Below are 20,314 nucleotides of genomic sequence, written 5' to 3'. Positions count from 1 at the left end.
ATCAAATGCCGATTTAATCGATCGATAGCGGCAGAAGTTGGAACGTTCGCACGCCAGGACAGGCATCATGTTTGCCGGCTTTATGTGGAGCGTTTTCTTTCATGTCGACCTTCCCCGCCCGCTTCGGCATCTGGGCGCTCGTACACGGCAGCCGCGCGGCGCTGCAAGACCCCGACGAACCGTATGACGCATCGTGGGCACGCAATCGTGCGCTGGTACTCGATGCGGAACGCCTCGGCTACGACTCGGTGCTCGTCGCACAGCACACCATCAATCCGCACGACCCGAATCTCGATCAACTCGAAGCGTGGACCGCATCGGCGGCACTCGCTGCGCTGACGTCGCGCATCGAGATCATCGCAGCGATCAAGCCGTACCTGTACCACCCGGTCGTGCTCGCGAAGATGGCGCAGCAGATCGAACATATCAGCGGTGGGCGCTTTGCGCTGAATCTCGTCAACGCGTGGAATCGCCCGGAACTGGAGCGCGCGGGCATCGGTTTCGCCGAGCACGATGCGCGCTATGCATATGGACGCGAATGGATCACGGTGGTCGATAAGCTGCTGCGCGGCGAACGTACGTCGTTTGCCGGCGAACACTTTCATATCGACGATTACCAGCTACGCCCCGCCGATCCGTTTCGCGCCCGGCCACGCATCTATGTGGGCGGTGAATCGGAGCCGGCACGCGCGCTCGTCGCCGATGCCGGCGACGTGTGGTTTATCAACGGTCAGCCACTCGACGACGTTACCGCCTTGATTGCCGACGTGTCGCGCCGGCCGCGTCCTGAAGGTGCACCGCCGTTACGCTTCGGGCTGTCGGCATTCGCAATCGCACGCGAATCGGACGCGCTTGCTGCCGATCATCTCGCGCATCTGTTCGCCCTCGCGGCAAAAGATGCCCCACTGCGCGCGCAGCAAAAGCAGAACATCGACCCGAAGGCCGTGATGTTCCAGACCTTCGCGCAAACGCCGCGAGTCGGTTCGAACGGCGGCACCGCGGCTGGACTGGTCGGCAGCTACGATACGGTCGCCGAACGGATCGTAGTGTTTCGTCGCGCGGGCATTGAACTCTTCATGCTGCAGTTCCAGCCGTTCGAAGCCGACATGCAGCGCTTTGCCGAAGAAGTGATCCCACGCGTGCGGGCACTTGAACACGCGACGATTTAACTCACGACGCTGCGCGCGTACCTACTGCGGCGTTACCCCATTCACGCCGATCTTCGCCACGGCGCTCGACTGCAGCCCCCACTTCGCAACGATCGTGCGATACGTGCCGTTCGCGACCAGCCGGTTCAACGCGGCGAGCACCGCATCACGCAGCTTCGGATTCGACTTCGCAAACGCAATGCCTTCGGGCGACGTCGCGAACGGCTCGCCGATCGGCTTGTAGGTGTTCGGTTCGAGCTTCATCGCGTACGGCAACGTTTCGCTGCCCTGCACACCCGCCGCGATCCGTGTCTGCTTGAGCTGCATGCGCGCCGACGATGTGTCTTCGGTGCCGACCACGGTGATCGCCGGTTTGCCGGCGGCGACGCAGTGTTGCGCGCTCCAGTCGGCGGTATCGGCGGGGAACGATGTGCTGCGGCTCGTACCGACCGACTTGCCGCATAGATCGGTGGCGCTGCGGATCTCGCCCGCGCGCGATGCCAGGATGTAGAACTGCGCGCCCGAATTCACGTAGTCGAGAAAATCGACGCTGTCACGGCGCTTCGGCAGATCGCTCATGCCGCTCAGAATCATGTCGACGCGCCCGGTTGTCAGCGACGGCAGCAACTGCTCGAATGCCGATTCCTGCCATTCGAGCTTCACACCCAGTTCCTTAGCGATCGCGTTGCCGAGATCGATGTCGAAACCGGTCAGCTCGCCGCTGTCCGGGTCCTTGTATTCCATCGGTGGATAAATCGAATTGACCGCGACCTTGATCGTTTTCGATTTCGCGATCGCATCGGGCAGCGTCTGCGCGTGCAAGGCACTGACGCTGCACAGCGTCGACAGGAAAAGCACCAGCAAGCCGGAGGCAGCGCGTAGCGGAGTGAGATTCATCGATGACGTCCTTTTGTTTTGAAGAGTCTGTGAGGCGTGTTTGTACATTTCACTGCAACGCTGTGCGCGCGTCGGCGTGACCCGCAAGCCAGCGCAATAACGTACGTACGTCTGCGATCCGTTCAAGACCGAGCACCGCATCGGCCAGTGCGGCAAGCGGTGCTTCGTCGAGCACGACACCGGCAAGCGAGCGGTACTTTGCGAGCAACGCGTCATCCGCTAGCGGATTGCGTGGATCGCCGAGCGGCACCGGTACTTGCAGTGAGCGCGGCTCGGCATCGCGCATCGACAGTGTGACGAACGGTTCGTCGAGATCGGACATCGCTGGATCGACTTCGAGCACGATGCGCGACATCGCAACGCCAATGCGCGGGTCGCGACGCTGCGCGTCGGCATACGCATCGAGCCCCGCGTGACCGTACACCAGCGCGGCGGCAAGCGCATATGGCAGGCTCATCTGCGCGGACGCAAGCGGATGCAGATCGCGGCCGCCGCACATCCGCTCGACGAACGCGCTGAGCCGCACATGCACGCCTTCCAGCCGGTCGAGATCGCACGCGCGGTGGCCCAGTAGTTCGAGCATTGCATCGACTGCTGCGTGCGCGCTGCGGCACGACGCATGCGGCTTGATCGAGCAGCGCATCAGCTTCCAGTGCGTGCCGAGATCGGCGAGCAGCGCAGCCGGCTCTTGCGTTTCGGCTGCGAATGCGTTGAAGAAGCCGCCCCAGACGTCCGCGAAGACCTGGCTAGGTCCACTCACGCCCTCGCGTGCCAGCAGTGCGGCCAGCAGACCGCCCTCGGCTGCGCGCCCCGTATGCATCCGCTTGGTCTGCGACGCGTCGTGAATGAAGCCCCACAGGCCGCCTGCGAAACTGCCCGCGTGACCGAGCGCCGCGGCCGTCTGCGCGGCGTCGAGTCCCAGCAGGCGTGCGGACGCGGCGGCCGCACCGAACACGCCGCAGGTCATCGTCGAATGCCAGCCGCGGCCGTTGTGCGGCGAGTAGCCTCCGCACGCTTCGAGCACGCGGCGCCCGACGTCGTAGCCGAGCACGACCGCGGCGATAAACGCGCGTCCCGACACGGGCCGCTCGCTACACGCAAGCGCGGCAAACGCGGCGGGCAGCACCACTGCCCCTGAGTGATCGCAGCCGCCCGAATCGTCGAGTTCGAGCGCATGCGCAGCAACGCCGTTGACGAACGCCGCATCGCGAGGACCGAACGCGAGTTCGGTGCCCCACGCGCCCGCGGCACCGGAACCAGTTGCTTGCATCGGTTGCATGATCGCGCGGGCGCTGCGTGCTTCGAGCGCGGCCGAACCCGCCAGCGCCGCACCGAGCGTATCGAGAATATGCCGCTTCGCACGCCCGACGACGGGCTCGGGAATCGCATCATCGGGCAAGCCAGCGACGAAGCCCGCCAGTTGTTCCGACAAGGACCGGTCGCGCGCGCTCATGCGACCGCCTGCCGGTATTGCTCGAACACGTCGACGGGATGTCCAGGCTCGTTGCGTGCAACCGTCGCGCGCCACCACTCCGCGACTTCGGCGCCGGTGGCAAACCACACGTCGCTGTGCGTACGCATCTCGGCGAGCAGTTCACGCAGCACGTCGATGCGCCCCGCAGTACCGATGATCTCCGGATGCAAGCGCAACACGAAACACAAGCCAAAGCGATGGAATGCAGTGAAATCCTGCTTCAAGTTGGACAGCACCTCGCGGTACGACGGGATGCGCGGCTGTCCGACCGGCACTGCCGGCGACAGGTTGTACGCGAAGTACGGCTCGTCTTCGAGTTCATAGTGCAACGGTAGTTCGACGAGCGGTGCTGCGGTACGCGGTGTGTCAGTCTGTGCGGGGAGTTCTGTCGGATGGAAATACGGCAGATCGTCGCCGCGCCACGACGACGACCACGTCACACCCTCGTCGCGGATGAAGTCCGCGAAACCGGGTGCCCAGTTGCCGTAGAACGAGCGGAACCCTTGCGCACGCCGGCCGGTTAGCGTCGCAAGCGCATCCTGTCCCGCGAAAAAAACACGCCGCTGCTCGTTGAGTGTCAGCGTATCGAAGTTTTCGCAACGATCGCCGGAGGTACTCAGTTCGTGACCGCATGCAGCGATCTCGCTGACGAGCCCGGCATGCGTCTTCACGACTTGCCCGGGCACGAACCAGCTCGAACGCACGCCGGCTTCGTCAAGTGCGTCGAGCACGCGGTCTACGCCGCGCTTCGCTCCGTAGCGCCACACCGACAGCGATTTCTCGCGACCCGCGATGCGCGGCTCCTGCGTCAGGATGCCGAGATCGTCGTTGAAATCGACCGTGACGACGACCGCGCAGCGTGCGCGCTGCGGCCAGATCGTTTTGCTTCCATTCGGGTTGTTCATCGACGAAATTCCTGCGTCTGGGTCGCCACCGGGTTGATCACCGGGTTGGCCACATACGTATCGCGCCACCATTGCGCGACATCGCGGCACGCGGCGAACCACACCCCGTCCTGCTCGCGCATATGATCGATCAACCGTTCGAGCAACGGGATGCGCCCAGGCTTGCCCGACACCTTCGGATGAAACAGCGTCGTCAAACACAGCCCGTCGCGATGCGAACCGTCGAACTCGCGCCGCCAGTTATCGAACGTCGTGTCGTAACTCGCGATGCGGTCGAGGCTCGCGGGGAAATCGGGGTTGCGGTGATACGCGAGCGACGCGTAATCGTCCAGTTCCCAGCGGCCCGGAATCTCGACCATCGGCTCGGCGATACCTTCCGCGTGCATCAGGTACGGCCGGTCGTCGCCACGCATCGAACTCGAATAGCGCACGCCGGCTTCGGCGAGCACGCGGATCGTGTCCGGTCCCCAGTCGCCGGAAGGCGTGCGAAAACCTACCGGGCGAATGCCCAGATGCCGTTCGAACACTTCCGCTGAACGCTGCATCACCGCGCGCTGGCCATCGCTATCGAGCGTCCAGAACGCTTCATGCCGATAGCCGTGATACGCAATCTCGTGACCACCTTCGACGATCGCCGCACATTGCTGCGGCCAGTTCTCGACGACCCAGGCGGGAACGAAGAAGGTCGCAGGCACGGCACGTTCTCGCAGCATATCGAGCAGGCGCCGCAACGCGCGCCACGGTCCATAACTGCCGAGCGTGAAGTAAGACGGGTTACGCCAGATCGAACCGTCGAGCATCGCATCGCCGGTCGGACCGTCGAGATCGAAGGCAAGCGCGACACACGAGCGGTGTCCGTGCGGCCAGCGCGGCGCAGTACGTGTGTCGTTAGCGGTTTCCGTGCGCGCGCCGGTGCGTGCGCGCAGCGGCCGGTCAGTTATCGGCATTGAGCACCGCCTTCTGCACCGCATGATCCTGCAGACTCCACTTCGCGAGCAGCTTCTGATAGGTGCCGTCCGCGATCAGCTGGTTCAGAGCCGCCGTCAGGCCTGCGGTAATCGCCGCGTTGCTCTTCGCAATGCCGATGCCCGTGTACTGCGACAGGAACGGCTTACCGATCGGCGCATACGCGTTCTGTTCGACCGAGTTCTGGTACGGCAGCGTTTCGCCGCCCTGCACTGCCGCGTCGAGTCGCGCCTGGCGCAACTGCATGCGCGCATCGGACGATCCATCGGTGCCGACCACGTTGATCGGCTTTTTACCGGCTTTCACGCAGTTCGCGTTGCTCCAGTTCGCCGTGTCGCTGGGGAACGATGTGCGACGGCTCGAGCCGACCGTCTTGCCGCACAGCGCGCTCATGTCCGGAAACTCACCGGCGCGTGTCTTGAGCGTATAAAACTGCGGGCCCGTTGTGATGTAGTCGAGGAAATCGACAGCGCTACGGCGCGCCGGCAGATCGGTCATGCCCGACAGGATGATGTCGACGCGATGCGTCGTGAGCGCGCTCATCATCTGTTCGAAACCGGTCTCCTGCCATTGCAACGTCACACCGAGCTTCGCCGCAAGCGCTTCGCCGAGATCGACGTCGAAGCCCATCAGTTTGTCGGTGGCCGGGTCCTTGTATTCGAACGGCGGATAGTTGGGGACGATGGCCGCGATCAGCGTGCTCTTGCCGATCGACGGTACGGTTCCGGCCTGCGCTGCCGGCAGCGCGCACAACGTCGTTGCTGCGGCTACGAGCGCAACAGCGAGCGTGACCCGCCCGCGCAAACGAAAGAATGCGTTCATGAACACTCGCTTGAAGTAAGGGTTGGCCGTGCGCGGCACGGCGTGAGATTGGTTATGTGGTTCGACAGTCAGTACTCAGGACAGCACGGCCGACACGAAGTCCTGCGTACGGCGGTGTTGCGGATGCGACAGCACCTGGTCCGGCGGACCGCTTTCGACCACCTGCCCCTGGTCCATAAACGCCACGCGACTCGCCACTTCGCGTGCAAAACCGAGTTCGTGCGTGACGACGATCATCGTCATGCCGCTTTGCGCGAGATCGCGCATCACGGCGAGCACTTCGCCGACCAGTTCCGGATCGAGCGCGGACGTCGGTTCGTCGAACAGCATCAACTGCGGATGCATCGCCAGCGCACGCGCAATCGCCACGCGCTGCTGCTGGCCGCCCGACAGTTCGACCGGAAACGCATCGCATTTGTGGCCGAGTCCCACGCGCTCGAGTAGCGCACGCGCTTCTTCGACAGCTTCCGCGCGACGTCGCTTGAGCACCTGCACCGGCCCTTCGATCACGTTTTCCAGCGCCGTCTTGTGCGGAAACAGATTGAAGCGCTGAAACACCATGCCGGTCGCGAGCCGTTGCCGCGCCATCTGCTTTTCCGACAATGGATAAAGCCGGTCGCCGACGCGCCGGTAGCCGACCAGTTCGCCGTTGACCCACAGCGCGCCGTCGTTGATCGCTTCGAGCTGGTTGATGCAGCGCAGGAACGTGCTCTTGCCCGAGCCCGACGGCCCGATCACGCACAGCACCTCGCCTTTCGCTACATCGAGCGTGATGCCTTGCAGCGCCTTGAAGTCGCCGTAGGACTTGCGTACGTCGACAGCGCGAACGATTGGATTCATGTTGTCTTGCTCCCCGCGGGGTCCGCGTATTTCGCCGGCATGATTGAGCGATTCACTGGCGCCCCGACTTGCGGCCTGCGCCGCGCGCATAACGCCGCTCCACCTGCGTCTGTAGCAACGACAGCACCGTCACGACGGCCAGATACCAGATGGCCGCAACGATCAGCAGCTCCATCACGCGCGCATTCGCGTAGTAGATGTTCTGCGCGTTGTGCAACATTTCCGCGTACTGGATCACGCTCGCGAGCGATGTCAGCTTGACCATGCCGACCAGTTCGTTGCCGATCGGCGGTACGATCACGCGCATCGCCTGCGGCAGGATCACGCGGCGCAACGCCTGCAGCCGCGGCATGCCGATCGACTTCGCGGCCTCGTACTGGCCGGTGTCGACGGACAGCATGCCCGCGCGTACCACCTCCGACGTATACGCACCCTGGTTGATACCGAGGCCGAGCAACGCGGCGAGAAACGGCGTCATCACATCGACAGTGCGAAACTCGAACAGCCCCGGAATGCCGAGCGTCGGAAACACCAGCGCGAGGTTGAACCACAGCAGCAGTTGCAGGATCACCGGCGTGCCGCGAAACAGCCACACATAACCACGCGCGACCGTTTGCACGACCGGATTGGCGGACAGCCGCATGACCGCGGTAATCACACCGAGCACAATGCCAAGCGCCATCGCGAGGATCGTCATCACGACGGTGTTCGCGAGGCCGGTCAGGATCGAGCGCGCAGTGAGAAAGCGCGCGACGTAGCTCCACTCGATCTGTCCATGCGCGAACGCAACGACCACGTAGCCGATGATTGCAACGATGATCACCGACGACAGATAACGCCCCCAGTGCCGCCGACGCACGTGGACCAGTTGCGAGATGTCGGTGAACTCGTGCGCGGCGTTTGCTTCATCTGAGGCACCGCCGGTGGCGAGCAGACCCGGTTGCCCGTCTCTCGATGCACTCAACATGCCGGTCCCCCATACGAAGTGGCCCACGCAAGCTGCGCGGCCAGCGAGCCTTGCAAACGCTCGATCTGTTCGCGAACGCGCGCGGGCGCGGTGCCGCCGTAACCGCTGCGCGCCGCCACCGCGGCATCGAGCGTGACATGCTCAAGCACGGCCGGTTCGAGCCGCGCGTCGACTTGCGCAAGCGTCGCCACCGACACCTCCGACAACTCGATCCCCTGCTCTTCGCACACGCGCACCAGCGCACCGGTGATCTCATGCGCTTCGCTGAACGGCACGCCACGCAGCGCGAGCCAGTCCGCGACTTCAGTGGCGAGCGTGAAGCCGAGCGGCGCCTGACGACGCATTTCGTCGACGTTCACGCGCATCGTGCGGATCATGCCGGCCATCGCGGGCAGCACGAGTTCGAGTGTGTCGATGCAATCGAACGCGGCAATCTTGTCTTCGGCGAGATCGCGGTTGTACGCGAGCGGCAGCGACTTGAGCGTCGCCAGCAGGCCGCTCAGATTGCCGATCAGCCGGCCGGCCTTGCCGCGCGTCAATTCCGCGATGTCGGAGTTTTTCTTCTGCGGCATGATCGAGCTGCCGGTCGCGTAGCCGTCGTCGAGCACGACCCAGCCGAACTGCCGCGAGGTCCACAGAATCACTTCTTCGGAAAGCCGCGACAGGTTCACTGCCAGCATGCTCGTCACGAACACGAATTCGGCGACGTGATCGCGCGACGCCACGGCATCGATCGAGTTCTCGCACGGACCGTCATAACCGAGTTCCACCGCCGACAGCTCCGGCCGCCGGCAAATCGCCGATCCCGCCAGCGCGGCGGCGCCGAGCGGCGAACGCGCGCTGCGGCGATCCCAGTCGAGCAGACGATCGATGTCGCGATAGATCGACTGCGCATGCGCCAGCAGATGGTGCGCAAACACGACCGGCTGCGCCGGCTGCAAGTGCGTAAAGCCCGCGGACACGCTGCCGATGTGCGCATTCGCCTGCTCGATTAATGCATTCTGCAGATCGATGACAGCCTGCGTCAGCGTACGCGCCTTGTCGCGCAGAAAGAGCCGCAGATCGTTCGCCGCCTGGTCGTTGCGCGAGCGCCCGGCGCGCAGTTTGCCGCCGGTTGCGCCGAGCCGCTGCGTCAGTTCACGCTCGAGAAACGTATGCACGTCCTCGTCCTGCAGCGATGGGCCGATCTCGCCGGCGCGGAACTGCGCGTCGAGCCGGTCCATTTCGTCGAGTAGCTGCTGCAGCTCGGCGGCGCTCAGGATTTCCGCTCGTCGCAGCTCTTGCGCATGGGCGCGTGAACCAGCGAGATCGTATGGCGCGAGACGGAAGAAGCTCGGGTCCGAGCGCGACAGCGCGGTCAGCGCAGGCGCCGGGCCGGTCTTGAAACGTCCGCCCCATAGCCGGTCGGTGTGCTGGGTCATGCGAAAACTCCGTGGATGGATTGAGCGGATGCCTGAGCGGGTACCTGAGCAGACTTGAAGCGCCGCCGGGCAAGGTTGAGGCGATTTTATGAACGCCAATTTTTACGGGACAAACGGTAAAATCTCATGGTTCCCATGCACAACTTGCATAAATGAAGATCGAACGCTACCCGCCGTTCAATGTGCTGCAGACGCTGCTGGTCGTCGCTCGGTGCGGCAACTTCACGGCTGCCGCGCAGCAACTGTTTCTGAGCCAGAGCGCCGTGAGCCGGCATATCCAGCAGATCGAGGAGTATTTCGGCTGCGCGCTGTTCGTGCGCCATACGCGGATGGTGGTGCCGACGGTCGAATGCCAGCGGCTCGTGCCGATCGTCGAAGAACTGCTCGCTACCGCGCGCCGCTCGATGCACATCCCGAGCATGGGCGGCCAGACCGTGACGCTGCGCGTTACGCCGACGCTGGCCGCACGCTGGCTGCTGCCGCGCCTGCCCGACTTCTATGCAGAAGCGCCGGGCACCCAGCTCAATATCGACACCGCATGGTTCCTGCCGACCAACTTCGGCGAAGGCACGCTCGACGCCGCGATCCTGTTCGGCACCGGCCGCTGGGACGGGCTCGAAGCCACACCGCTGATGCGCGAGCGTCTTACGCCCGTGTGCTCGCCGCAGATGGCCGAGGGCACGTCAGGTATGCCGCCGCTCGCCGAGCCGGCGGATCTGAAACAGCACACGCTGCTGCATTCGAGCTTCGGCCGGCGTGGCTGGATGTTATGGCTGCAAAAGGAAAGCGGCGAACTGGCCGCGCACACTTACCGCGAGCAGGTGTTCGACACACTCGACCTCGCGTTCAACGCGGCAGTGCGTGGGTTAGGTGTCGCACTCGGCGACCTGAATCTGCTGCAGGAGAGTCTTGCGAGCGGTGCGCTCGTCAGGCCGTTCCAGCGTGTGCTGGAAACGGGCGCGGGCTATTACCTCGTGCATCCGCCGCGCAATGAGTATCGCGAGAAGCTCAAGCCGCTTTTGGTGTGGCTGCAGGCGCAGACGCACGATTGACGCGGGCCGGTCGGTCGAGTCAATACAGCTCGCGGGAACGCAGCCAGTCCTGCACGGCCTGCCACATGCGCCGCCACGGCGGATCGGCGAACAGGATGAACGCTCCCGCGGCCAGCAAACCGCAGACGAGGAACGTCCCGCGATAGCCAAGCCCGGCCACCAGCAATCCCGACAGCACCCCTGACAAGATCGAACCGACCCGCGACGAGTTGAAGAAAAGCGCAGTCGCCTGGCCTGGCGAGCGCGGCATCAGGTCCTGCACGTAGGTCATCCCAAGGCACGAGGTAACCGCGACGACGAACGCGTTCAACGCCTGCATCGGGATCAGGATCGGAATCGAGCCCGCCGCTGCCAGCGCGATGAAGTACACGACATGCACCGCCGCACAAGCGGCGAGCCAGCGCAGCTTGTTCAGCGTGGCGCCGCGCGCGCCGAGCGCAAGCATCATCGGGATTTCAAGGAATGCACCGAGACCGAGCATGATCGATACGTCGATGCGCGCGCCGGCGAGGCCGTGGACGACATACAGCGGCAACACGATCATCGTCGCGTTGGCTGCAAGCCCGATCAGCGTCAGCGCGATCACCGTGCGCCAGATCACCCGCGACGACGCGACTGGGTGGACGAAGTCGGGTTTGACCGGCGGCTCCGGCTCGGTGACGGTGGTCACCTCGAGCAACGTCGCCGGATCGCCGGCTACGTGTGCCGGCGTGCTGTGCAACGCGCCGCCGGATGCCTCGGGCATGCGCCAGACGATTACCGCGCAGCCGGCAAAGCACGCTGCCGCGAATAGAAAGAGTCCGTAAAAATCCGCGGCGGCCAGCACCAGTGCGCCCACCGACGGCCCGAACACCCACGCCACCGACAGCACCGTGCGCAGCGTCGCCGTCGCGAACGTGCGCTCGGCCTCGTCGCGGACCTGCAGCGCCGCCCGGCCAAACGAAAACACCATCGACATCGCCGAGCCGCCCGCGCCGAGAAACGCCACGCCGATCACGAGCAGCGCGCGGTAGTCGCGCACGAAGCACAGCGAGAGGAAACCGAGCGCCGCCGCGATCAGTGCGGCGAGCAGCAACGCGCGGTGGTGCCCGTGGCGGTCCGACCATTTGCCCGCCCACGCACTTGCCGCAACGCCGCTCGCCGCAATCAGCGTCATGAAGAGGCCGAGCCGCAGCGGCGTCATGCCGGCGTGCTCGACGCTGAACAGCGACAGGTACGGTGCGGTGAAGGACATCGCGACCCCGAGCATCAGGGTGGCGCCCGCGAGCGGCACAAAAGACGGGATGCGCGTGAGATCGGCGAATCGGGAGTTCATCGGGGGCGGATGTGAGAACCGTGCGCACGCCGCGCAACGGAGCGCGGCGCGGCCAAACCGCAGATGTTAAGCCTTTCGTCGGGAGGATGGGGGCGATTCGGGGCGGCTCGCGTTACGCCGACACGCGCTCAGGCGCGATCTGACATTGCTGCAGATCGCGCCTCTTATCTGCGCTTTATTCATTCTCAATCTTAACAACGGAGTTTTTATTATTTCTGGTAATGACATATTTCTGTCACATTTCCGGAAGACCAACTATCGACAGAAGAAAAATGGCTAAAACAACTATCGTGGCGACCATCGGGCCGGCCTCTGACAACGCTTCAACCCTTTTGGCGCTACACGCTGCCGGCATGACTGTCGCGCGGTTAAACGGATCGCATAACAACCTGGACTGGCACAAGGCGACCATCGCCCTTATCCGCGACACGCTTCCCGGACTCCCGATTCTTCTGGATATACCCGGACGCAAGATCCGGACGATTCAACTGCGCGAGGAACCTTCATTCAACGTGGGCGATCATTTGATCCTCACGACCGACCTGTCTCATGACGGCAGCGAGAAGGTACCGGTGAACTATGACCAGTTCCACTCGAGACTCCGTGCGGGCGTACGCATCTATGCAGACGATGGCACGCTGTCGTTTGTGGTCGAGAACGTGAGCGGTAAAGACGTTCGGGTTGTCGCCGAGACGGCAGGAACACTCAAGAGCCGCAAGGGAATCAACGTTCCGGAAATTGACCTGGGCCAGGAACTGGTAACGCCACGCGATCGGGAAATGATCGCCTTCGCAAGGCAAGCCGGCGTGGATTTTGTCGGCATCAGTTTTGTCGAGTCAGCGCAGCACGTGGAAGCGATTCGGAGCCTCATTGGTGCTGCCACACCTCAAATCGTCGCCAAAGTCGAAAACCAGGGCGGACTCGATCATCTCGACGAGATTGCGAGGGCAACCGACGTCATCATGATCGACCGTGGCGATCTTTCGGTTGAAACCAGCATCGACCATGTATCGATCTATCAAAAACGGATCATTGCCGCTGCCCAGCAGTATGGAAAACCGGTAATCGTCGCGACGGAACTGCTCCACAGCATGATCGAAAGCCCGTTGCCGACCAAGGCAGAGATCAGCGACGTGACGAATTCGGTGATCGACGGTGCATCCGCAGTGATGCTCTCCGGGGAGACGGCCGTCGGCAGATTTCCAGTGGAAGCCGTGGCGCGTCTGCGTAGCATCGTTACGCTCGCCGAGATCCATAGACATGCCTCGGCCCCGGCACTCGCGAATGCAGCCGCTGCTCATAACGACCTGCGAGCCGCGACACAGGCACTGGCGCGGACCCTCCCGATTTCGAAGATCGTGGTGCTGTCGCGAACCGGCTACGCCGCGCGGCTCGTCTCCATGGCACAGATTCAGCAGCCCATCATCGCCGTTGGCAACGACGCGGCGCTCGTGCGCGCGTGGAACCTGTTGCCCGGTACGGTCGGTGTTTACTTGCCGCAGGTGGATATTGCTTCCGACAGCGCAGGCACCCTGGCACTCGAAGCATTGTGGGCGTCTGCTCATGTCACGCCAGACGACGTTGTGCTCGTGGTACTGGCAACCAACAACGACGCCGACGCCTCGCTCAGTTTTCTTCAGACCGTGCGGGTGGGCCAGCTTGCCGAACAGCAGGCCTGGCCGCTGGCCGAGAGCCTGGAGGCTGCGTAGCATGCACGACGTCTATCTGCTTTCGCTAATCGTCGTCTTGCTGGCCGTCGTTCAATCCATCTTTGGAATGGGCATCCTCGTGTTCGGCACGCCAACGCTGCTACTGCTCGGATTCGACTTCACGGCAGTGCTAGGTCTTCTGCTTCCGTCGTCGATGGCCATTTCCTCGGTTCAGGTGTGGTCGGGACGTGATCTGCCGCTACCGGCCCGCGAAAGGGTCAATATGAAGATCTGTGCGCTTGTCGTCATCGTGTCTCTGGCGATACTGATGTATACGAATCTCAAGGCGCGGGTCGACATTCTGATTGGCCTCACGATGTTGAGCGCCGCAATCATCCGGTACTCCCCTACCCTGCAAACGCGGTTGCAAGCGTTCGTACAGAGACAAGGTCGCGCGTACGTCGGTGTGATGGGAGTCATACACGGGCTAACCAACATGGGCGGCGCCCTGCTTGCCGTCTATGCGTCGAGTGGGTACAGCGAGAAAGGCCAGGTACGTGTAGCCATCGCTCGCTACTACTTGCTGTTTGGCGCAATCCAGTTGTGCACGCTCGCGGCCCTGCGCCGGTCCGCATTGAGTTGGGAGGGTTTCGCAATCGCACCGATTGCGCTAGTCGCCTATTTCTCGGTTGGCAATCTGCTATTCAAGCGTGCCGGCGCCTCGTTGTACGAACGTGCCATGACGACGTTCATCGGTGCCTATGGCGCGGTGGTGCTGGCCAGGACATTCATCTAACGGAGCGCCCATGCAAAGTGTCTTTACAGCGCTCGTTCCGATATTTGCCCTGATATTGATGGGCTTCGTGCTTCGCCAGCGCCGCATGCTAGCCGACGAGTTCTGGCTGCCATGCGAAACGCTGAACTACTACTACATGTTCCCGGCGTTGATGTTCGTTCAGGTAGCCAAAGCGAACCTGGCCCAGTTTCCCGTTCGTCCGATTGCCATCGCGATTCTTGGCGCAGTCGGAACCGGTGCGCTGGTGCTGTACGCATGGCGTATCTGGAGCAGGCAATCGGGCGCGGTTTTTTCGTCGGTCATTCAAGGTGCCCTGCGGCCGAACACTTACGTCGGCGTCGCCGCGGCCGCGGCGATGTATGGCAGTGTCGGTCTAACGTTGACGTCGATCAGCATCGCAGTCGCCATCCCTTTGCTTAACGTCGCATCGATCATCATCCTGATGCATTACGGGAGTGGCGGTACCCCAACCAGTCGGCAAATCGTGAGCGCCTTGCTGAAGAACCCCGTCATCATGGCCGTGCTGCTCGGCGCGCTTTTCAATGTGAGCGGTCTTTCACTGCCGGGTACGCTTTCCAATCTGCTTGCGATTCTCGGAGCGGCGTCATTGCCGCTGGGGCTCCTTGCCGTAGGTGCTGGACTCGATATGAAAGCGGCAAAAGAGGCACGGGGGCCTGTTTTGCAGTCGTCGTTCATCAAGCTATTGCTCGTCCCGCTGCTCACGCTCTGGATCGGTCTGGCGCTCGGAATTCAAGGTCCAGCGTTGACGACAATCGTCTTGTTCAACTCGCTGCCATGCACTCCGTCGGCCTACATCATGGCGAAGCTGTTGGGCGGGGACCATCGTTTGTCTGCCGGGATCATTACTGTCCAGACCGCGCTGGCGGCAATCACCATGCCGCTTGTGCTGTTCATTTCACACCGGTAAGCCGCGTTCGCCGGCGTGGGGGCGATTCGGGCGGATTCTCGTCCGGCAAATCCGGGTAATGCTCGAAGGTCCGCTTGATCATCTGCCGCAACCAGATGTTCGCCCCGTCATCATGAAACCGCGGATGCCAGTGCTGCCGCAAGCCGAACGGCGGCAACACAACCGGCGTCGGCAGGATGCGCACCGTGCCGAGCTTCGCGAACACATTGCCGAGTTCGAGCGGCACCGTGGCGATCAGATCGGGATGCTGGTCGATCAAGAGCGGGACGACGAGAAAGTGTGGCGTCGACAGGTAGACGTTGCGGCGAATGCCGTATTCGTCGAAGGCATTGTCGTAGGCCGCGCCGGCCGGACCTTCGAGCATCACGACGATATGGCGCATCGTTTCGAACTGCTCGCGCGTGATCGTTTTGCCGACCGCCGTGTTGCGCACGCTCACCATCGTCACGAACGAATGCATGAAGAGTTGCTGCTGGAACAGTTCGTCGGGCGCCGCGCGGAACGAACCGAGCGCGAGATCGGCCTCGCCGGTCGCGAGCGTACCGGCGATCTGTCCGAACGGGACCTGAAGGCTGCGCAGCGTGCAGTCAGGCGCCTCCCGGCGCAACTGACGGATCAGCGGCGGCAGGAACACCAGTTCGCCCATGTCCGTCATGCATAACGTGAAACTGCGCCTCGCAGTGGCCGGATGAAACTGCGCCTGCGACACGACATCCTCGCGCAGCGTCGTCATCATGCCGACGATCGACGGGCCGAGCAGCGCCGCCTTCGGCGTCGGCGTCATGCCCGTGGGCGTCTTGACGAATAACGGGTCTTCGAAGAACGCGCGCAGCCGGTTCAGCGCATGGCTCATCGCTCCCTGCGACAAACCGACCTCCACCGCCGCCCGCGTCACGCTGCGCTCTCGCAGCAGCGCATCGAACACCAGCAGCAGGTTCAGATCGAGATCACGAATATGCATGGCGTGCATTCCAGTCATTACGGCCATTGTGTTGACGCATGATGGTGGCGAACCTATCGTGCGGTCAAGCGCCCCCGCAGTCGGGCGCGGCGGCAATGTGGCAATGCAATCGACAACATGACTGGAGACAGCACGATGTTTATTCAAAACACGTGGTACGTGGCCGCGTGGTCACACGAGATCGACGCGGACGGTTTCTTCGCGCGCACGATTACCGGCATTCCGGTCCTGATGTATCGCAGCGCCGACAGCACGGTGGTCGCGCTTGAGGACCGCTGTTGTCACCGCGGCGCCCCGCTGTCGCTCGGCCGGCGCGAAGGCGACGACGTGCGCTGCCTGTACCACGGTCTGAAATTCGACTGCAGCGGTGCTTGCATCGAGGCGCCGGCCCAGGACCGCGTGCCGGCTCAAGCGCGGGTGCGCAGCTTCGCGGTGGTCGAGCGGCATCGATGGATATGGATCTGGATGGGCGACGCGGCGCTCGCCGACCCAGACGCGATTCCCGACACGCACTGGCTCGACGACCCCGACTGGCGCAGCCTGCCCGGCTACATTCACTACGACGTGAACTACCTGCTGATCTGCGACAACCTGCTCGATTTCTCGCATCTGCCGTTCGTGCATCCGACCACGCTCGGCGGTCCGGAAAGCTACGCGAAGATCCGGCCGTCGGTCGAGCGGCTCGACAACGGTGTACGCGTGACGCGCTGGACCATGGACACCGATGTGCCGCCATTCGCCGCTGCGGTGAAGGCATGGTCGGGCAAGGTCGACCGCTGGAATATCTACGATTTCACCATTCCGGGCATCCTGCGGATGGACTCGGGCATGGCCCCGGTCGGCACAGGAGCACTCGACGGCCGGCGGATCGACGCCGCCGAGTTTCGCGGCTGCCAGGCGCTGACACCGGAAACCGCTACGTCGACGCACTACTTCTTCGGGCATCCGCATAACTTCGCGATCGATCGACCCGAAGTGACACGCGCGATTCACGAGTCGATCGTCGAAGCATTCGATGAGGACCGCGCGATCATCACTGCGCAGCAGCGCAATCTCGCACGCGATCCCTCGTTCACGATGATGGCCTTCGCCATGGACTCGGCACTCGTGCAGTTTCGCCGCATCGTCGAACGGTATCTCGACGCGGAGCGTGAGAACCATGCTCAAAGCACTGTTTAACGCACCCCAATCCGCGCCACGACCCGGCCCGACGTCGGCGACGGCTCGATCGCCATCTCGCCGCCCGAACGCGTGCACAGATGGTTCACGAGTCGCAGCCCGAAGCCGGCATCGGTCGCGCGATTGAAGGTGGATGGAAAACCGCGGCCTTCGTTCTCGACGACGATGCTCACGTATGCCGGCGTCCGCTGCACACCAACCGCAATATCGCCGGTGCCGTACTTGATCGCGTTCGTCACGAGTTCGGTGACGATCGATCCGAGCGACATCATCTCGTCGTCGCTTACCGTGAAACGCTCGCTCGGTAGCAGTTCGATACGGCGGGCGTCGAGTGGCGACAGCAGTGCGTCGTGCAGATCGCGCACGAGATTTTCCAGGTATGGGAAGGCGTCGCGGGTACGTTGCTGGTCGTGCCCATATAGATGCCCGTGAATACGCGCGAGGCTGTCGATCCGCTCGACCGCGATCGACAGTGCGCGGCGCACTTCCTCGCTGTCCGATTGCCGTGCCTGCAATTGCAACGTGCACGAGATCAGGTTCAGGCTGTTGCGCACCCGATGATGCACTTCGCGCATCTGCAGTACGTGCAGTGTGGCGTCGTCGTTCGGCGCAGTGGATTCGGCGCCCGCGTGAGCCGGGATGTTTTCGTCTGTGGATGGACTTTGTTTCATGGCAGTGTCGGGGCAACTGGAGTGAGTGCAATGTAGCGCCGCGCGACAACCCCAGCCAGATCGCCCAGGACTAGATCGTCTGGTACTTCTGTACCTGATCGATGAGAGGCACACTGCTGTCCGCACATCGATTCCGTCACCACAACGGAACGCAACTCCCCTCTTCGCCACGACGACAAGCGAATACGCCACCGACGATATGCATAGCTCAAATACTTTCTTGTCCTGCCCCGTACCGTCGACAAGAATGTTTGTTCCCGTTCGACGCAAGTCCTTCGCGCAGCAAGTCTCACGCTACCTCGGTTATACGGGGCTTGTGCGTGCCCCTATCTCTTGCCCTGCACTTTCACTCGAACCTCATGCGCTATCCCCGCTTCCTGAAACTGCTGCTCGTGCTGTCGACGCTGTCCATCGCCGCGGTCAACGCCCACGCCGACAAGCCGGCGACGATCCGCATCGGCGTCGCCGATCAAGGCACCGGCGATCCACCGACCTTCGGCGGTTCGCCCGCGGCGACCGTACAACAGCAGCAACTACTGGAAAAGGAATTCGCCGCCGACGGCATCAAGGTCGAATGGCTGTTCTTCAAGGGCGCCGGTCCCGCCGTCAACGAAGCAATCGCCAATAAATCGCTCGACTTCGCCTTTCAAGGCGATCTGCCCGCGGTACTCGCGCGTGCCAACGGTTTGAAGACGCGCATCCTGCTCGAATCGGGCGTGCGCGTCGGCATCAAGATCGCCGTGCCGCCCGACTCCGACATCCATTCGATCAAGGACCTCAAAGGCCGCCGCGTATCGATCTTTCGCGGCACCAACCTGCAGCTCGTCGCCGACAATGTACTGGCCGCGAACCATCTCGACGAACGCGATCTGCGCGTGCTCAATCTCGACACGGCCAGCTCGCTCGCGGCGCTGGCTTCGAAGGGTATCGATGCGTCGGTCAACGACTACCACCTGTACAAGCTGCGCGACCAGGGGCTCGCGAAGATCATCTACGAATCGCAGACCGATGGCCCGCAGTTCACGCGGCAATCGCATCTGCTCGTCACCGAAGACTTCGAGCATGCACATCCGGAGATCGTCCAGCGCGTGGTGAATGCGTTTGTCAAAGGCGCGCAATGGTCGTCGGACGAGGCGAATCGCGAGGCGCTATTCCAGCAGTGGGCGAAGAGCGGCGTAGGCGTTGCGTCGTGGAAAGCGGAGTTCGCGAACCGGACCTTGAAGGAGCGCAACTCGCCGTTGATCGATCCGTTTATCGTCGGGCGCTACAAGGCCGTCGCGCAAGCGGCGTTGCAGCTCAAGCTGATTCGTCAACCGGTCGAAGTCGACAGCTGGTTCGAGCCGCGTTACCTCGATAACGCGCTGCGCACGCTGAAACTCGAGCATTACTGGACGCCCTACGACGCAGCGGGCAAACCGCTCGCCTGAGCGACCACCCTCGTCCCCATCCGACGGAGCGCGACGATGAGCGATACCGCAATTCCGCTGCACGCAGCCCCTGGCGATACCGTTGTCAGCGCCGCTTCGTCGGGTCGCCGCGCGCGCCACGTGCTGCGCACACTGGCATGGCATCTCGCGCCGTGGTTGCTGCCGGCGGCGTTGTTCGCGCTGTGGAGCATCGGTTGCGAGCGCGGCTGGATCGCCCCGCAGATCCTGCCGCCGCCCGAACGCGTCTACGACACCTTTATCGAACTCGCACGCAGCGGCGACCTCGTCAGCAATACGTTGATCAGCCTGCAACGTGTGTTGCTCGGCTTCGGCGCGGGCACGCTGGTGGGCTTCGCGATCGGCGCCGCGCTCGGACTGTCGCGCACGCTCGAAGCGTACGTGCTGCCCTCCTTCAATGCGATCGTGCAGATTCCGGTGCTGGGCTGGTTGCCGTTTCTGCTGTTGCTCGTCGGCGTCGGCGAGCCGCTCAAGTACATCCTGATCGCGCACGCCGCACTGGTGCCGGTCACGCTCAGTACGCTGCAAGGTTTCCGGCAAACACCTGCCACGCTCGACGAGGTCGCGCGAGTCTTCAAATACAACCGCTGGCAACGCATCGTTTATCTGGTGCTGCCCGCGGCCGTGCCGACGCTCGCTACCGGCATCCGGCTTGCGTTTACCAAGGCGTGGCTCGCGCTCGTCGTGGTCGAGCTCGTCGCTTCGTCCGAGGGGCTCGGCTATCTGATCGTCTACGGCCGGCAGCTGTTTCAACTCGATCTCGTGATGGCATCGGTCGTCGTGGTCGGCGCTATCGGCCTCGCCATGAACCGGCTGCTCGATGCGCTCGAAGCGCGTCTACGACGTGGGCAACCGTCCGCGTTTCGCGAATAACACTC

The 20,314-nt window shown here is 63.2% G+C and carries 19 protein-coding genes; 8 read left to right on the top strand and 11 right to left on the bottom strand.

The genetic code is table 11. From position 1 onward, the window contains the following. Nucleotides 1-101 precede the first annotated feature (101 nt). A complete protein-coding gene (locus M0D65_RS09010; protein WP_266252346.1) occupies nucleotides 102-1,169 on the top strand; it encodes an LLM class flavin-dependent oxidoreductase in 1,068 nt (355 codons plus the stop codon). Between the two features lie 21 nt (nucleotides 1,170-1,190). Here M0D65_RS09010 and M0D65_RS09005 read toward each other — a convergent pair whose 3' ends face one another. From M0D65_RS09005 to argH, 8 genes are all read right to left on the bottom strand, one after another. Beyond that, nucleotides 1,191-2,045 carry an ABC transporter substrate-binding protein gene (locus M0D65_RS09005; protein WP_266252345.1) on the bottom strand — a complete coding sequence of 285 codons (855 nt, stop codon included), beginning with the start codon at nucleotides 2,043-2,045 and terminating at the stop codon, nucleotides 1,191-1,193. Nucleotides 2,046-2,094: 49 nt separating this feature from the next. Next, nucleotides 2,095-3,498, bottom strand: a complete 1,404-nt coding sequence (locus M0D65_RS09000; RefSeq protein ID WP_266252344.1) for an MmgE/PrpD family protein — start codon at nucleotides 3,496-3,498, stop codon at nucleotides 2,095-2,097. Then, on the bottom strand, nucleotides 3,495-4,424 hold the full coding sequence (locus M0D65_RS08995) for a polysaccharide deacetylase (RefSeq protein ID WP_266252343.1): 930 nt from the start codon (nucleotides 4,422-4,424) through the stop codon (nucleotides 3,495-3,497). The genes M0D65_RS09000 and M0D65_RS08995 overlap by 4 nt, the downstream gene beginning before the upstream one ends. Further along, a complete protein-coding gene (locus tag M0D65_RS08990; protein ID WP_266252342.1) occupies nucleotides 4,421-5,371 on the bottom strand; it encodes a polysaccharide deacetylase in 951 nt (316 codons plus the stop codon). The genes M0D65_RS08995 and M0D65_RS08990 overlap by 4 nt, the downstream gene beginning before the upstream one ends. Continuing rightward, nucleotides 5,358-6,212, bottom strand: coding sequence for an ABC transporter substrate-binding protein (locus M0D65_RS08985; RefSeq protein ID WP_266252341.1), 855 nt, complete (start codon nucleotides 6,210-6,212; stop codon nucleotides 5,358-5,360). Before M0D65_RS08985 ends, M0D65_RS08990 begins: the two co-directional genes overlap by 14 nt. Before the next feature lie 75 nt (nucleotides 6,213-6,287). Further along, on the bottom strand, nucleotides 6,288-7,052 hold the full coding sequence (locus M0D65_RS08980) for an amino acid ABC transporter ATP-binding protein (RefSeq protein WP_266252340.1): 765 nt from the start codon (nucleotides 7,050-7,052) through the stop codon (nucleotides 6,288-6,290). A gap of 52 nt (nucleotides 7,053-7,104) precedes the next feature. Continuing rightward, on the bottom strand, nucleotides 7,105-8,046 hold the full coding sequence (locus tag M0D65_RS08975; protein ID WP_266252339.1) for an amino acid ABC transporter permease: 942 nt from the start codon (nucleotides 8,044-8,046) through the stop codon (nucleotides 7,105-7,107). Then, on the bottom strand, nucleotides 8,013-9,440 hold the full coding sequence (gene argH / locus M0D65_RS08970) for an argininosuccinate lyase (RefSeq protein WP_266252338.1): 1,428 nt from the start codon (nucleotides 9,438-9,440) through the stop codon (nucleotides 8,013-8,015). The genes M0D65_RS08975 and argH overlap by 34 nt, the downstream gene beginning before the upstream one ends. Nucleotides 9,441-9,592: 152 nt before the next feature. Between argH and M0D65_RS08965 the strand changes: the two genes are divergently transcribed. After that, on the top strand, nucleotides 9,593-10,492 hold the full coding sequence (locus M0D65_RS08965) for a LysR substrate-binding domain-containing protein (protein WP_266252337.1): 900 nt from the start codon (nucleotides 9,593-9,595) through the stop codon (nucleotides 10,490-10,492). Nucleotides 10,493-10,511: 19 nt separating this feature from the next. On the opposite strand, the gene M0D65_RS08960 is transcribed toward M0D65_RS08965, so the two are convergent. After that, nucleotides 10,512-11,807: a sugar efflux transporter gene (locus tag M0D65_RS08960; RefSeq protein ID WP_266252336.1), complete on the bottom strand. Its 1,296-nt coding sequence runs from the start codon at nucleotides 11,805-11,807 to the stop codon at nucleotides 10,512-10,514. A gap of 272 nt (nucleotides 11,808-12,079) precedes the next feature. Here M0D65_RS08960 and pyk point away from each other — a divergent pair, with 272 nt between their 5' ends. Genes pyk through M0D65_RS08945 form a run of 3 tightly spaced genes read left to right on the top strand, consistent with a single transcriptional unit; the run spans nucleotide 12,080 to nucleotide 15,180 of the window. Next, nucleotides 12,080-13,516 carry a pyruvate kinase gene (pyk, locus tag M0D65_RS08955; RefSeq protein WP_266252335.1) on the top strand — a complete coding sequence of 479 codons (1,437 nt, stop codon included), beginning with the start codon at nucleotides 12,080-12,082 and terminating at the stop codon, nucleotides 13,514-13,516. 1 nt (nucleotide 13,517) lies between these two features. Continuing rightward, nucleotides 13,518-14,252, top strand: a complete 735-nt coding sequence (locus M0D65_RS08950) for a TSUP family transporter (protein ID WP_266252334.1) — start codon at nucleotides 13,518-13,520, stop codon at nucleotides 14,250-14,252. After that, on the top strand, nucleotides 14,218-15,180 hold the full coding sequence (locus M0D65_RS08945) for an AEC family transporter (RefSeq protein WP_266252333.1): 963 nt from the start codon (nucleotides 14,218-14,220) through the stop codon (nucleotides 15,178-15,180). The genes M0D65_RS08950 and M0D65_RS08945 overlap by 35 nt, the downstream gene beginning before the upstream one ends. Here M0D65_RS08945 and M0D65_RS08940 read toward each other — a convergent pair. Then, nucleotides 15,164-16,141: a LysR family transcriptional regulator gene (locus M0D65_RS08940; RefSeq protein ID WP_266252332.1), complete on the bottom strand. Its 978-nt coding sequence runs from the start codon at nucleotides 16,139-16,141 to the stop codon at nucleotides 15,164-15,166. The two genes, M0D65_RS08945 and M0D65_RS08940, sit on opposite strands and share 17 nt — an antisense overlap. Before the next feature lie 135 nt (nucleotides 16,142-16,276). Here M0D65_RS08940 and M0D65_RS08935 point away from each other — a divergent pair, with 135 nt between their 5' ends. Then, nucleotides 16,277-17,320, top strand: a complete 1,044-nt coding sequence (locus tag M0D65_RS08935; RefSeq protein ID WP_266252331.1) for an aromatic ring-hydroxylating dioxygenase subunit alpha — start codon at nucleotides 16,277-16,279, stop codon at nucleotides 17,318-17,320. Here the strand turns inward: M0D65_RS08935 and M0D65_RS08930 are convergent. Beyond that, complete coding sequence (locus M0D65_RS08930) at nucleotides 17,317-17,991, bottom strand: sensor histidine kinase (RefSeq protein ID WP_266252330.1); 675 nt, start codon at nucleotides 17,989-17,991, stop codon at nucleotides 17,317-17,319. The genes M0D65_RS08935 and M0D65_RS08930 overlap by 4 nt on opposite strands. A gap of 359 nt (nucleotides 17,992-18,350) precedes the next feature. On the opposite strand from M0D65_RS08930, the gene M0D65_RS08925 reads away from it, so the two are divergent. Together M0D65_RS08925 and M0D65_RS08920 are read left to right on the top strand one after the other, a co-directional pair. Continuing rightward, entirely contained in the window at nucleotides 18,351-19,418 is a 1,068-nt protein-coding gene (locus M0D65_RS08925; RefSeq protein ID WP_266252329.1) for an ABC transporter substrate-binding protein, read from the top strand. A gap of 36 nt (nucleotides 19,419-19,454) precedes the next feature. Continuing rightward, on the top strand, nucleotides 19,455-20,309 hold the full coding sequence (locus tag M0D65_RS08920) for an ABC transporter permease (RefSeq protein WP_266252328.1): 855 nt from the start codon (nucleotides 19,455-19,457) through the stop codon (nucleotides 20,307-20,309). The last annotated feature ends 5 nt before the right edge of the window (nucleotides 20,310-20,314 follow it).

It is taken from the genome of Paraburkholderia sp. CHISQ3, from assembly GCF_030464945.1.
In the GTDB taxonomy this organism is placed as follows: Bacteria; Pseudomonadota; Gammaproteobacteria; order Burkholderiales; family Burkholderiaceae; genus Paraburkholderia; species Paraburkholderia megapolitana.
This window is presented reverse-complemented; position numbering and strand designations above follow the sequence as displayed.

Excerpts from the sequence above, each read along its gene's own strand:
- M0D65_RS08945 (WP_266252333.1), top strand. The coding sequence starts at position 14,218 with ATGGCGCGGTGGTGCTGGCCAGGACATTCATCTAACGGAGCGCCCATG.
- M0D65_RS08935 (WP_266252331.1), top strand. The coding sequence starts at position 16,277 with ATGTTTATTCAAAACACGTGGTACGTGGCCGCGTGGTCACACGAGATC.
- M0D65_RS08940 (WP_266252332.1), bottom strand. The coding sequence starts at position 16,141 with ATGCATATTCGTGATCTCGATCTGAACCTGCTGCTGGTGTTCGATGCG.
- M0D65_RS08965 (WP_266252337.1), top strand. The coding sequence starts at position 9,593 with ATGAAGATCGAACGCTACCCGCCGTTCAATGTGCTGCAGACGCTGCTG.
- M0D65_RS08950 (WP_266252334.1), top strand. The coding sequence starts at position 13,518 with ATGCACGACGTCTATCTGCTTTCGCTAATCGTCGTCTTGCTGGCCGTC.
- M0D65_RS08995 (WP_266252343.1), bottom strand. The coding sequence starts at position 4,424 with ATGAACAACCCGAATGGAAGCAAAACGATCTGGCCGCAGCGCGCACGC.
- M0D65_RS08960 (WP_266252336.1), bottom strand. The coding sequence starts at position 11,807 with ATGAACTCCCGATTCGCCGATCTCACGCGCATCCCGTCTTTTGTGCCG.
- argH (WP_266252338.1), bottom strand. The coding sequence starts at position 9,440 with ATGACCCAGCACACCGACCGGCTATGGGGCGGACGTTTCAAGACCGGC.
- M0D65_RS08990 (WP_266252342.1), bottom strand. The coding sequence starts at position 5,371 with ATGCCGATAACTGACCGGCCGCTGCGCGCACGCACCGGCGCGCGCACG.
- M0D65_RS08985 (WP_266252341.1), bottom strand. The coding sequence starts at position 6,212 with ATGAACGCATTCTTTCGTTTGCGCGGGCGGGTCACGCTCGCTGTTGCG.
- M0D65_RS08920 (WP_266252328.1), top strand. The coding sequence starts at position 19,455 with ATGAGCGATACCGCAATTCCGCTGCACGCAGCCCCTGGCGATACCGTT.
- M0D65_RS08925 (WP_266252329.1), top strand. The coding sequence starts at position 18,351 with ATGCGCTATCCCCGCTTCCTGAAACTGCTGCTCGTGCTGTCGACGCTG.
- pyk (WP_266252335.1), top strand. The coding sequence starts at position 12,080 with ATGGCTAAAACAACTATCGTGGCGACCATCGGGCCGGCCTCTGACAAC.
- M0D65_RS09010 (WP_266252346.1), top strand. The coding sequence starts at position 102 with ATGTCGACCTTCCCCGCCCGCTTCGGCATCTGGGCGCTCGTACACGGC.
- M0D65_RS09000 (WP_266252344.1), bottom strand. The coding sequence starts at position 3,498 with ATGAGCGCGCGCGACCGGTCCTTGTCGGAACAACTGGCGGGCTTCGTC.
- M0D65_RS08980 (WP_266252340.1), bottom strand. The coding sequence starts at position 7,052 with ATGAATCCAATCGTTCGCGCTGTCGACGTACGCAAGTCCTACGGCGAC.
- M0D65_RS08930 (WP_266252330.1), bottom strand. The coding sequence starts at position 17,991 with ATGAAACAAAGTCCATCCACAGACGAAAACATCCCGGCTCACGCGGGC.
- M0D65_RS09005 (WP_266252345.1), bottom strand. The coding sequence starts at position 2,045 with ATGAATCTCACTCCGCTACGCGCTGCCTCCGGCTTGCTGGTGCTTTTC.